Origin of the sequence: Klebsiella sp. V115_8, assembly GCF_029967715.1 — a bacterium.
In the GTDB taxonomy this organism is placed as follows: domain Bacteria; phylum Pseudomonadota; class Gammaproteobacteria; order Enterobacterales; family Enterobacteriaceae; genus Klebsiella; species Klebsiella quasipneumoniae.
Genome location: NZ_JASCAR010000035.1, coordinates 53370 through 65824 on the forward strand (window position 1 = coordinate 53370; position 12455 = coordinate 65824).

Sequence of the window (12455 nt, forward strand, 5' to 3'; positions counted from 1 at the left end):
GGGTCAACGTGGCACAGGCGGAAGTATTAAATCAGGAATCGCTGGCTAAGCAGGTTTTACAAGAGACCTTCGGCTACCAGCAGTTCCGTCCTGGCCAGGAGACGATTATCGAGACGGTGCTCGAGGGCCGTGACTGCCTGGTGGTTATGCCGACCGGTGGCGGCAAGTCGCTGTGTTATCAGGTACCGGCGCTGGTCATGGGCGGCCTGACGGTCGTGGTCTCGCCGCTGATCTCGCTGATGAAAGATCAGGTCGATCAACTGCTGGCCAACGGCGTGGCGGCGGCCTGTCTGAACTCGACGCAAAGCCGCGAACAGCAGCAGGACGTGATGGCCGGCTGCCGCAGCGGGCAGGTTCGTCTGCTGTATATCGCCCCGGAACGGTTGATGCTCGACAACTTCCTTGAGCATCTGGCGAACTGGAATCTGGCGATGCTGGCGGTGGACGAAGCGCACTGCATCTCTCAGTGGGGCCATGACTTCCGCCCGGAATATGCCGCGCTGGGCCAGCTGCGTCAGCGGATGCCGCAGATCCCGTTTATGGCGTTGACCGCCACCGCCGATGACACCACCCGCCGCGATATCGTCCGTCTGCTGGGACTTAACGATCCGCTGATTCAGGTCAGCAGCTTCGACCGGCCGAACATCCGCTATATGCTGATGGAGAAATTCAAGCCGCTCGACCAGCTGATGCGCTACGTCCAGGATCAGCGAGGCAAATCGGGCATTATCTACTGCAACAGCCGTTCGAAAGTGGAAGATACCGCCGCGCGTCTGCAGAGCCGCGGCATCAGCGCGGCGGCTTACCATGCCGGCCTGGAAAACGACGTGCGCGCCGACGTGCAGGAGAAATTCCAGCGCGACGATCTGCAGATTGTGGTGGCGACAGTGGCCTTTGGGATGGGCATCAACAAGCCGAACGTCCGCTTTGTGGTGCATTTTGATATCCCGCGCAATATTGAATCCTACTATCAGGAGACCGGCCGCGCCGGGCGTGACGGCCTGCCGGCGGAAGCGATGCTGTTTTACGATCCGGCGGACATGGCGTGGCTGCGCCGCTGTCTGGAAGAGAAGCCCGCCGGACCGCTGCAGGATATCGAACGGCATAAGCTGAACGCGATGGGGGCGTTTGCTGAAGCCCAGACCTGTCGTCGTCTGGTGCTGCTGAACTACTTTGGCGAAGGACGCCAGGAGCCGTGCGGTAACTGCGATATCTGTCTTGATCCGCCGAAGCAGTATGATGGCTTAATGGACGCCCGCAAGGCGCTCTCCACTATTTATCGGGTTAACCAGCGCTTCGGGATGGGTTACGTGGTGGAAGTCCTGCGTGGCGCCAACAATCAGCGCATCCGCGAGATGGGCCACGATAAGCTCCCGGTATACGGCATCGGCCGGGAACAGAGTCACGAGCACTGGGTGAGCGTGATCCGCCAACTGATTCACCTTGGGCTGGTGACGCAGAATATCGCCCAGCACTCCGCGCTGCAGCTGACCGAAGCCGCACGCCCGGTGCTGCGCGGCGACCTTCCGCTGCAGCTTGCCGTACCGCGTATCGTGGCGCTGAAGCCGAAGGCGATGCAGAAATCCTTCGGCGGTAATTACGATCGTAAGCTGTTTGCCAAGCTGCGCAAGTTACGTAAAGCGATTGCCGATGAAGAAAACATTCCCCCGTACGTGGTCTTCAACGACGCGACGCTGATTGAGATGGCGGAGCAGTCGCCGCTAACCGCTGGCGAAATGCTCAGCGTCAACGGCGTAGGGACACGTAAACTCGAGCGTTTCGGCAAGCCGTTTATGGCGCTGATCCGGTCGCATGTCGATGGCGACGATGAGTAGTCAGCTGGCTATAAAAGTGCCAGAATAGTTATCCTCTTCATTATTTTCCTGCGAGTTAACTATGCTGATGCTTTTCCTCACCGTGGCGCTGGTGCATATCATTGCGCTAATGAGCCCGGGGCCGGATTTTTTCTTTGTCTCACAAACGGCCATCAGCCGCTCGCGCAGAGAGGCGATGATGGGCGTACTGGGGATCACCTGCGGCGTGATGATCTGGGCGGGGGTTGCGCTGCTCGGCCTGAACCTGATCCTCGCCAGAATGGCATGGCTGCACAACATCATTATGATCGGCGGTGGCTTGTACCTGTGCTGGATGGGCTATCAGATGTTGCGCGGCGCGTTGAAAAAAGAGGCGGTGTCCCCGGCAGAACCGCAGGTTGAACTGGCCCGCAGCGGACGCAGCTTCCTGAAGGGATTGCTGACCAATCTGGCGAACCCGAAAGCGATTATCTACTTCGGCTCGGTGTTTTCGCTGTTCGTCGGTGACAGCGTTGGCGCCGGCGCGCGCTGGGGCATTTTTCTGCTGATTATCATGGAGACGCTGGCCTGGTTTTTGGTGGTTGCCAGCCTGTTCGCCCTGCCGGGGATGCGCCGCGGCTATCAGCGGATGGCGAAGTGGATCGACGGTATCGCCGGCACGCTGTTTGCGGGCTTCGGCATCCATCTGATTATCTCGCGTTAACCTGGCGCGATGCTCCACCCGGCTATATCCGGGTGGAGAAAGTGTCAATAGCGAAGCCGCTGCAGCTCGTCTTCAGACAGACCGGTCATTTCCATAATCGCTTCGTCATCGATCCCGCGTTTGCGCATCGCTTCGGCAACCTGCAGCAAGGCCTGATGTTTGCCTTCCTTTATACCTTCCTTTATGCCTTGCTGTACGCCTTTCCTGATGCCTTTTTCCATACCTTCTGCGAGCCATGTTTCCGCCAGCGTCATCAGTAATCCTCCATGCTGCGGCACGCGCTGTGCCAGCCCGTATAAGAGTGCCCGAGTATCCTCGGCATCCCCTGCCTGAGCCATATAGTTTACCAATACGGTGATTTGTTGTCCGCTCATCTGCTCCAGCATTAAGAGTTGGGTCAACTTATCCAGCAATTGCGCCATATCGCGCTGGCGGATGTGTTTTTGCACCAGCGTCAGGGCCGCCATGCTGCGGTGCTGCATAATGTCGTCGTCGGGGATCACCGTGATATCGACCAGCGGAAACGCCCCGCTATAGAGCTGGCGGGCGGTCTCGGGATCGGCGAAATTATCCAGCCAGCTCATAGACCAAGGATAGGGGCTGCGTCGTCCCTGATAGAAGAGGACCGGAATAACCAGAGGCAGCGTTTTATGGCCGCTCTCCAGATGGCGCTGCATGGCGGCGACGGCATAGCGCATTAAGCGAAAGGCCATCAGTTTATCGGGGGCGCTCTGGTGCTCGATCAGAACATGGACATACCCTTTACCGCGGGTGGTTTCCAGCGAATAGAGAATATCGCTGTAGTAGGGCCTGAGATCGTCTTCAAGAAAGCTGCCGGATTCCAGACGCAGGGTATCCAGTTTGCAGATCGCTGTTAACGACGGTGGCAGGTGGATCTCGATAAAATCGCGCGCTGTCTCAGCCCGCGACAGAAAAGTTTTAAATACCGCATCATGTGGGGTCGCCGTTTCTGCCATCGCCGTTCATCCGTGAATCACGTCTCTGGCGGCATCCTGGCACGGCGGGCTCAGCGTCGACAGCGGGCAAAAAGATTAATTTCCCGCTTTGCGCGCCGGCTCGCGCAGAGAGATGGCTTCGCCAGCCAGGCGAACCTCTCTTTGCGAGCGAGATTCCATCATTCAGGCGTGACGGGCGGAGGCGAGCAGCGCCCCAACCAGCATAAACAGTGAACCAAAGACTTTGTTCAGCGCCTTCATCTGCTTTGGCCCCTTAATCCATGCTGAAATGCGCTGTGCGAGGGTTGCATAGCCAATCATCACAATGATATCGACGACGATGGTGGTGACGCCCAGAACGAGATACTGCATCACCTGGGGCTGGTGGGGCAGGATAAACTGTGGAAACAGGGCGGCCAGAAAAACGATGCTTTTAGGATTGGTGAGATTCACGAACACCGCCCGCTGGAACAGTTTGCCGCGGGTCTGCGCCTTCGCCAGCGTATTCAGGTCGATGGCCCCTGCCGCGCGCCATTGCTGGATACCCAGCCAGATCAGGTAGGCTGCGCCGGCCCATTTCAGCACCTCAAAGGCCAGCACCGAGCGAGAGAAGAGAGTGCCGAGGCCGACGCCGACCAGCACGATATGAATGGCCAGCCCGGTCTGCAAACCGGCAATCGACGCCGCCGCGCCGCGGTAACCGTGGTTAATGGAGGTGGTCATGGTATTAATCGCTCCGGAACCCGGGGACAGGCTGAGAATGATTGATGTCAGCAGGTAGGCGAACCACCACTCAATGGTCATGAGAAACTCCCTGATTGTCTGTTTTTATGCCACAATACGCTATTGTGTCAGCATTGTGTGATACACGGCAAAAAAACGATTTTCAGCGGTTAACAGGGGTGTAAACCCGATGTTTGGGCAGAAAAAGGACTGGGAAACACGAGAAAACGCGTTTGCGGCCTTTAGCATGGGGCCGCTGACGGATTTCTGGCGACAGCGCGAAGAGGCTGAATTTAAAGGCGTCGATGATGTACCGGTACGCTTTGTTCGCTTTTGCGCGCAAAATAACGATCGGCTGGTGCTGATTTGCCCCGGGCGCATTGAAAGCTACGTGAAGTATGCTGAAGTGGCCTACGATCTCTTTCACAGCGGCTTTGACGTAATGATCATTGATCATCGCGGCCAGGGACGCTCGGGTCGTCTGCTCTCTGATACCCACCGCGGGCACGTGGTTAACTTCAGCGATTATGTTGATGACCTGGCTGCGCTCTGGCAGCAGCAGGTGGTCCCGGGCCACTGGCGAAAACGGTTTATCCTCGCTCACTCTATGGGCGGGGCGATTGCCACGCTTTTTCTGCAACGCTACCAGGCGCATTGCGATGCCATTGCGCTCTGCGCGCCGATGTTCGGGATTATCATTCGGCTGCCGGACTGGATGGTGCGGCATATTCTCGACTGGGCTGAGGGCCATCAGCGCATTCGCGAAGAGTATGCCATCGGCACCGGACGCTGGCGGGCGCTGCCTTTTGCCGTTAACGTGCTGACGCACAGTCGACAACGCTATCGTCGTAACCTGCGCTTCTATGCCGACGAGCCGCGACTGCAGGTCGGCGGCCCGACCTGGCACTGGGTGCGCGAAGGCATGCTGGCCGGTGATGAAGTGCTGGCGAATGTGGAGAAAGATACGGCCCCGACGCTGCTGCTGCAGGCGGAAGAGGAGCGGGTGGTCGATAATCTGATGCACGACCGCTATTGTGAATTACGGGCCGCCGCCGGCCATCCCTGTGAGGGCGGAAAGCCGCTCGTCATTGAAGGGGCATACCATGAGATCCTTTTTGAAAAGGACGCTATGCGCTCAGTCGCGCTCAATGCCATCGTCGAGTTTTTCAATCGACATACTTAATCCGACGATAACGCTCGTCGCCCTGCTTAGAGGTTAACTTTTTTATGTACCAGGTTGTTGCGTCTGATTTAGACGGCACGCTGCTTTCCCCCGATCATTTCCTGACCCCGTATGCCAAAGAGACGCTGAAGCTGCTTACCGCTCGTGGGATCAATTTCGTCTTCGCCACTGGCCGACACTACATCGACGTCGGGCAGATCCGCGATAATCTCGGCATCCGGTCGTACATGATCACCTCTAACGGCGCCCGCGTTCACGATAGCGATGGCCAGCAAATTTTCGCCCATAACCTCGACCGCGATATTGCCGCCGACCTGTTTGAAATCGTGCGCAACGACCCGAAAATCGTCACTAACGTCTATCGGGAAGATGAGTGGTATATGAACCGCCATCGCCCGGAAGAGATGCGCTTTTTCAAAGAGGCGGTGTTTAACTACAAGCTGTATGAGCCGGGCGAACTGGATCCGCAGGGGATCAGCAAGGTGTTCTTTACCTGTGAGGATCACGAACATCTACTGCCGCTTGAGCAGGCGATGAACGCCCGCTGGGGCGATCGCGTGAACGTCAGCTTCTCCACCTTAACCTGCCTGGAGGTGATGGCGGGCGGGGTATCGAAGGGGCATGCGCTGGAGGCGGTGGCTAAAATGCTCGGCTACAGTCTGTCCGATTGCATCGCTTTCGGCGACGGCATGAACGACGCCGAGATGCTGTCGATGGCCGGTAAAGGCTGCATTATGGCCAACGCCCACCAGCGGCTGAAGGATCTGCATCCGGAGCTGGAAGTGATCGGCAGCAACGCCGACGATGCGGTCCCGCACTATCTGCGTAAGCTGTACCTCGACTGAAAAAGATTGACGACTGGCGAATAACTGTCCAGTCGTCAACCTGACTCTTCGCTACAATGCCTGTTCTTTATCCAACGAGACGACCATTGTGGCGCTGTTAATTATCACCACTATCCTGTGGGCCTTTTCTTTCAGCCTGATTGGCGAGTACCTGGCCGGTAGCGTCGACAGCTATTTTTCGGTGCTGATGCGCGTGGGCCTGGCGGCGCTGGTGTTCCTGCCTTTCCTGCGGACGCGCGGCCAGTCTCCGCGCACGATCGTACTCTATATGCTGGTGGGCGCGATGCAGCTTGGCATCATGTACCTGCTGGCCTTTCGCGCCTATCTCTATCTGACGGTCTCGGAATTCCTGCTGTTTACCGTGTTTACCCCGTTGTATATCACGCTGATCTACGATTTGCTCAGCGGACGTAAACTACGCTGGGGCTATCTGCTGAGCGCCGCGCTGGCGGTGCTGGGGGCGGCGATTATCCGTTACGACAAAGTCAGCGATCATTTCTGGACCGGGCTGTTACTGGTGCAGTTGTCAAACCTCTGCTTCGCCATCGGGATGGTGGGTTACAAGCGCCTGATGGAGGTGCGACCGATGCCGCAGCACAATGCCTTTGCCTGGTTCTATGTCGGGGCCTTTATCGTGGCGGTGGCGGCATGGTTTATGCTGGGCAACCCACAGAAGCTGCCGACCACCAGGCTGCAGTGGAGCGTGCTGGTGTGGCTTGGCGTCGTGGCTTCCGGGCTGGGCTACTTTATGTGGAACTATGGCGCCACTCAGGTGGACGCTGGCACGCTGGGGATCATGAATAACGTCCATGTCCCCGCCGGGCTGTTGGTTAACCTTGCCATCTGGCAGGAGCAGCCGCACTGGCCGAGCTTTATTAGCGGAGCGTTGGTGATCCTGGCCTCGCTGTGGGTCCATCGACGCTGGGTCGCTCCGCACTCCGGACAAACGGCAGATGATCGCACGCGTGGTTCCGCGCGGAGCGAATAAACGCTTCGGTGACCGGTTGACGCTGTTCGCCATCGCGAACGGCCGCGTACAGCCGGCTCCATAATCCCTCGCCCAGGGTTTTGGTCACCACCAGACCCTGGCGTTCAAAACTTTCCACCACCCAGTGCGGCAGCGCGGCGATACCCATCCGGGCTGCCACCATCTGGATCAGCAACAGCGTGTTATCGACGCTTTTCAGCTGGGGACTGATGCCGGCCGGCTGCAGGAAATGACGCCAGATGTCGAGGCGTCCGCGCTGCACGGGATAAATCAGCAGCGTTTCCGTGGCCAGATCCTCCGGCGTAATCAGCGTCTTCATGGCTAACGGGTGCTCAGGCGCCAGCACCAGGCGCACCTCATAATCAAACATTGGCGAGTAGTGCAGACCGCTGCGCGGCAGGATATCTGAGGTCATGACCAGATCCAGTTCGCCCTGCTGCAGCGCAGGCTGCGGGTCGAAGGTGACGCCGGAATGGAAGTCGACTTCCACGTGCGGCCAGCGGGCGCGGAAATTCTCCAGCGCCGGCGTGAGCCACTGAATACAGCTGTGGCATTCGATAGCCAGCCGCAGCCGGGTCTGTTGTGGTTCGTTACAGTCCTGCAGGGCGCGAGCGATCTGCGGCAGCACCTGGTTGGCCAGCTGTAAGAGGATCTCCCCTTGAGGAGTAAAACGCAGCGGCTGGCTCTTACGCACAAAGAGACGAAAGCCGAGGCGCTGTTCCAGATCGCTGAACTGGTGAGACAAGGCGGACTGGGTCTGATGCAGGGCAGCCGCTGCGCCCGCCAGTGAACCGCTGTTCCGCAACGCTTGCAGCGTTTTCAGATGTTTAATTTCGATCATGAAAGTCCTTCACTTCGCCATGAGCAATTTGCGCTTGAGGAATATACAGTAACTGCCAATTATGGATGTGTAAACATCTGGATGGCTAAATCCTTTATCTTTCGAATTTATGGTGCGTTGGCTGCACTTCCTCACCCCAGTCGCTGACTTCAGTAAGCTCCTGGGGATGAGCAAGTTTGCCGCCTTCCCTAAATCCGAAATCTTTCGGATTGCAATTATGAGGCTCAAAAAATGACAATTATTAACCACACCCTCGGTTTTCCTCGCGTTGGCCTGCGCCGCGAGCTGAAAAAAGCGCAAGAGAGCTACTGGGCGGGCAATGCCACTCGTGAGGAGCTGCTGGCGGTAGGCCGGGAACTGCGCGCCCGTCACTGGGAGCAGCAGAAGCAGGCCGGTATTGACCTGCTGCCGGTGGGCGATTTCGCCTGGTACGACCATGTTCTGACCACCAGCCTGCTGCTTGGCAACGTGCCGGCTCGTCATCAGAACAAAGACGGCTCTGTCGATATCGATACCCTGTTCCGCATTGGCCGCGGCCGCGCTCCCACCGGCGAGCCAGCGGCCGCTGCGGAAATGACCAAGTGGTTCAACACCAACTATCACTACATGGTGCCAGAGTTCGTGAAGGGCCAGCAGTTCAAACTGACCTGGACCCAACTGCTGGATGAAGTGGACGAAGCGCTGGCGCTGGGCCACAAGATCAAGCCCGTGCTGCTGGGGCCGGTGACCTATCTGTGGCTGGGCAAAGTGAAAGGCGAACCGTTTGACCGTCTGAGCCTGCTGAATGACATCCTGCCGGTTTATCAGCAGGTGCTGGCCGAACTGGCGAAGCGCGGCATTGAGTGGGTGCAGATTGATGAACCGGCGCTGGTGCTGGAGCTGCCGCCAGCGTGGCTGGAGGCCTTTAAACCGGCTTATGACGCCCTGCAGGGCCAGGTCAAACTGCTGCTGACCACCTATTTTGAAGGCGTTAGCGACAATCTCGAGACCATTGCTGCGCTGCCGGTCCAGGGGCTGCACGTCGATCTGGTCCACGGTAAAGATGATGTCGCCGAACTGCATAAATGTCTGCCTGCCGACTGGCTGCTGTCCGCCGGCCTGATCAACGGGCGTAACGTCTGGCGCGCCGATCTCGCCGAAAAATATGCGCAAATTAAAAACCTCGTCGGTAAGCGCGAACTGTGGGTCGCGACATCCTGCTCTCTGTTGCACAGCCCGATCGACCTGAGCGTGGAGACGCGCCTTGATGCGGAAGTGAAGAGCTGGTTTGCCTTCGCGCTGCAAAAATGCGGTGAGCTGGCGCTGCTGCGCGATGCGCTGAACAGCGGCGATACCGCGGCGATTACCGAGTGGAGCGCGCCAGTCCATGCCCGTCGCCATTCGACGCGCGTACACAACCCGGCGGTGGAAAAACGGCTGGCGGCGATCACCGCTCAGGACAGCCAGCGCGCCAGCCCCTATGAGGTTCGCGCTCAGGCGCAGCGTCAACGCTTTAACCTGCCGGCGTGGCCGACCACCACTATCGGGTCATTCCCGCAGACGACCGAGATCCGCGGCCTGCGCCTGGACTTCAAAAAGGGCAATCTGGACGCCAGTCATTATCGTACCGGCATTGCGGAACATATTAAGCAGGCGATCGTCGAGCAGGAGCGGTTAGGATTAGACGTACTGGTGCACGGGGAAGCCGAGCGGAACGATATGGTGGAATACTTCGGTGAGCATCTGGACGGTTTCATCTTCACGCAAAACGGCTGGGTGCAGAGTTATGGCTCCCGCTGCGTGAAGCCGCCGGTGGTGATCGGCGACGTCAGCCGTCCACAGGCGATCACCGTCGAATGGGCGAAGTACGCGCAGTCGCTGACCGACAAGCCGGTGAAAGGGATGCTCACTGGACCGGTGACGATTCTGTGCTGGTCCTTCCCGCGGGAAGACGTCAGCCGTGAAACCATCGCGAAACAGATTGCGCTGGCCCTGCGTGATGAAGTGGCGGATCTGCAAGCGGCCGGTATCGGCATCATCCAGATTGATGAGCCTGCTTTGCGCGAAGGGTTACCGCTGAAGCGCAGCGATTGGGATGCTTATCTGCAGTGGGGTGTGGAAGCCTTCCGCCTTAACGCCGCGGTGGCCAAAGACGACACTCAGATCCATACCCACATGTGCTATTGCGAGTTCAACGACATCATGGACTCCATCGCCGCGCTGGACGCCGACGTGATCACCATTGAAACCTCGCGTTCCGACATGGAACTGCTGGAGTCGTTCGAAGTGTTCGAGTATCCCAATGAAATCGGGCCGGGGGTATATGATATTCACTCGCCAAACGTACCGAGCGTGGAGTGGATCGAAGCGCTGCTGGAAAAAGCCGCGCAGCGTATCCCGGCGGAGCGGCTGTGGGTTAACCCGGACTGCGGCCTGAAAACCCGGGGCTGGCCGGAGACTCGCGCCGCGCTGGCGAATATGGTGCAAGCGGCGCGTAACCTGCGTCAATCTGCCTGATCGTCACCCGAAAAAGCAAAAAGGAGGCATTTGCCTCCTTTTTTTCCTGCTTCGGACGATTACCCTTTTTTACCGCCATATTGAGCAAACCAGTCGAGCATCCGCTGCCAGCCGTCTTTGGCTGACTCTTCGTGATAGCTGGCGCGATAGTCGGCGTTAAAGGCGTGATCGGCTTCAGGATAGACCACGATTTCCGCCGTGGCGTTGGCCGCCCGCAGCGCCTGGCGCATGGTTTCGACGGTGTCCTGTGGAATGCTGGCGTCTTTAGCGCCGTACAGGCCGAGTACCGGGGCGTTGAGATCGACGGCGATATCCACCGGGTGTTTTGGCGAATTCAGCGATTTTTCTCCTACCAGTTTGCCGTACCAGGCTACCGCCGCCTTCAACTGCGGGTTATGGGCAGCATATAGCCAGGTGATACGTCCGCCCCAGCAGAAGCCGGTGATCAGCAGACGATGGGCATCGCCGCCATGGCGCGCCGCCCAGCTGGCGACGTGGTCGAGATCCGCCAGCACCTGCGCGTCCGGCACCTTCGTAACCAGCTCTTTAAACAGGGTCGGGATATCGTGATACTCATTCGGATCGCCCTGACGGAAGTACAATTCAGGCGCGATAGCCAGATAGCCTTCCTGCGCCAGGCGACGACAAAGATCGCGAATATGCTCATGCACGCCGAAGATTTCCTGCACCACGATGACGATCGGCAATGGGCCATCGGCGTTTTTCGGGCGGGCATGGTAAGCCGGCATGTTTTCCCCCTGAGAGGGAATAGAGGTCTCTCCGGCGACAATATGCTCTTCCGGCGTATGAACGGCGGTTGCGGCATGCGGCGAGGCTGCAGGTGCGAATCCAGGTTGCTTGGTGGTGGTCATGGTATTCTCCGTACCCTTATTTATTAGCGCATCAGTAACTATAGACCCTTTACCTTTAGTTCGGGCGGTAATAAAGCACAGTGCCTGAAAGCGGCTATCTTTTGTTCAGTGACGATGAATATAACTTGTTAATGTGATGTTTATCACTATTTACTGAAAAACAACTGCAATCATTATTGTTCTTGGTGACTAACATCACAAAATGTTGCCAGGGGCTTCTGTACAGTACCGTTTTGCTTCTGCTGATAATTCGACCCACAGAGGAGTTTTTTATGTCCAAGTCTGATGTTTTTCATCTCGGCCTCACCAAGAACGATTTACAAGGGGCTACGCTGGCTATCGTCCCTGGCGATCCGGAGCGTGTGGAAAAGATCGCCGCGCTGATGGATAAGCCGGTTAAGCTGGCATCTCACCGCGAATTTACCTCCTGGCGCGCGGAACTGGACGGCAAACCGGTGATCGTCTGCTCCACCGGCATCGGCGGCCCGTCTACGTCTATCGCTGTGGAAGAGCTGGCGCAGCTTGGCGTGCGTACCTTCCTGCGCATTGGCACCACCGGCGCCATTCAGCCGCACATCAACGTTGGCGATGTGCTGGTGACTACCGCTTCCGTTCGTCTGGACGGCGCCAGCCTGCACTTCGCGCCGATGGAATTCCCGGCCGTCGCAGATTTCGCCTGCACCACCGCGCTGGTGGAAGCAGCGAAATCCATTGGCGCCACCACCCATATCGGCGTGACCGCTTCCTCGGATACCTTCTACCCGGGACAGGAGCGTTACGACACCTTCTCCGGCCGCGTAGTGAGCCGCTTCAAAGGCTCCATGGAAGAGTGGCAGGCGATGGGCGTGATGAACTATGAAATGGAATCCGCTACGCTGCTGACCATGTGCGCCAGCCAGGGCCTGCGCGCCGGGATGGTGGCCGGGGTTATCGTTAACCGTACCCAGCAAGAGATCCCTAACGCCGAAACCATGAAGCAAACCGAAAGCCACGCGGTGAAAATCGTCGTGGAAGCGGCGCGCCGTCTGCTGTAA

The 12455-nt window shown here is 58.1% G+C and carries 11 protein-coding genes; 7 read left to right on the top strand and 4 right to left on the bottom strand.

Annotated elements, in window-relative coordinates; translation table 11 throughout:
• Window positions 1–8: 8 nt before the first annotated feature.
• Together recQ and rhtC are read left to right on the top strand one after the other, a co-directional pair.
• Entirely contained in the window at window positions 9–1835 is a 1827-nt protein-coding gene (gene recQ, locus QLG03_RS16370; RefSeq protein WP_255989710.1) for an ATP-dependent DNA helicase RecQ, read from the top strand.
• A gap of 61 nt (window positions 1836–1896) precedes the next feature.
• Window positions 1897–2517, top strand: coding sequence for a threonine export protein RhtC (gene rhtC / locus QLG03_RS16375; protein WP_048336567.1), 621 nt, complete (start codon window positions 1897–1899; stop codon window positions 2515–2517).
• Window positions 2518–2561: 44 nt separating this feature from the next.
• Here the strand turns inward: rhtC and QLG03_RS16380 are convergent, their stop codons facing one another.
• Window positions 2562–3494: an Rpn family recombination-promoting nuclease/putative transposase gene (locus tag QLG03_RS16380; protein ID WP_023291573.1), complete on the bottom strand. Its 933-nt coding sequence runs from the start codon at window positions 3492–3494 to the stop codon at window positions 2562–2564.
• 162 nt (window positions 3495–3656) lie between these two features.
• On the bottom strand, window positions 3657–4277 hold the full coding sequence (rhtB, locus tag QLG03_RS16385; RefSeq protein WP_002883411.1) for a homoserine/homoserine lactone efflux protein: 621 nt from the start codon (window positions 4275–4277) through the stop codon (window positions 3657–3659).
• A gap of 109 nt (window positions 4278–4386) precedes the next feature.
• On the opposite strand from rhtB, the gene pldB reads away from it, so the two are divergent.
• The 3 genes from pldB to QLG03_RS16400 all read left to right on the top strand — a co-directional run bounded on the left by pldB (window position 4387) and on the right by QLG03_RS16400 (window position 7212).
• The gene (pldB, locus tag QLG03_RS16390; RefSeq protein ID WP_008807942.1) at window positions 4387–5379 is read left to right on the top strand and encodes a lysophospholipase L2; all 993 of its coding nucleotides are present in this window, start codon (window positions 4387–4389) and stop codon (window positions 5377–5379) included.
• 44 nt (window positions 5380–5423) lie between these two features.
• On the top strand, window positions 5424–6224 hold the full coding sequence (gene yigL / locus QLG03_RS16395) for a sugar/pyridoxal phosphate phosphatase YigL (RefSeq protein WP_017899394.1): 801 nt from the start codon (window positions 5424–5426) through the stop codon (window positions 6222–6224).
• Window positions 6225–6312: 88 nt separating this feature from the next.
• Window positions 6313–7212, top strand: coding sequence for a carboxylate/amino acid/amine transporter (locus QLG03_RS16400; RefSeq protein WP_044521766.1), 900 nt, complete (start codon window positions 6313–6315; stop codon window positions 7210–7212).
• On the opposite strand, the gene metR is transcribed toward QLG03_RS16400, so the two are convergent.
• Entirely contained in the window at window positions 7100–8053 is a 954-nt protein-coding gene (metR, locus tag QLG03_RS16405) for an HTH-type transcriptional regulator MetR (RefSeq protein WP_032454519.1), read from the bottom strand. The two genes, QLG03_RS16400 and metR, sit on opposite strands and share 113 nt — an antisense overlap.
• A gap of 231 nt (window positions 8054–8284) precedes the next feature.
• Here metR and metE point away from each other — a divergent pair, with 231 nt between their 5' ends.
• Complete coding sequence (metE, locus tag QLG03_RS16410) at window positions 8285–10549, top strand: 5-methyltetrahydropteroyltriglutamate--homocysteine S-methyltransferase (RefSeq protein ID WP_135719605.1); 2265 nt, start codon at window positions 8285–8287, stop codon at window positions 10547–10549.
• A gap of 59 nt (window positions 10550–10608) precedes the next feature.
• Here metE and QLG03_RS16415 read toward each other — a convergent pair whose 3' ends face one another.
• A complete protein-coding gene (locus QLG03_RS16415; protein WP_023291577.1) occupies window positions 10609–11421 on the bottom strand; it encodes a dienelactone hydrolase family protein in 813 nt (270 codons plus the stop codon).
• A gap of 272 nt (window positions 11422–11693) precedes the next feature.
• Here QLG03_RS16415 and udp point away from each other — a divergent pair, with 272 nt between their 5' ends.
• Window positions 11694–12455, top strand: a complete 762-nt coding sequence (gene udp, locus QLG03_RS16420) for a uridine phosphorylase (RefSeq protein ID WP_002883419.1) — start codon at window positions 11694–11696, stop codon at window positions 12453–12455.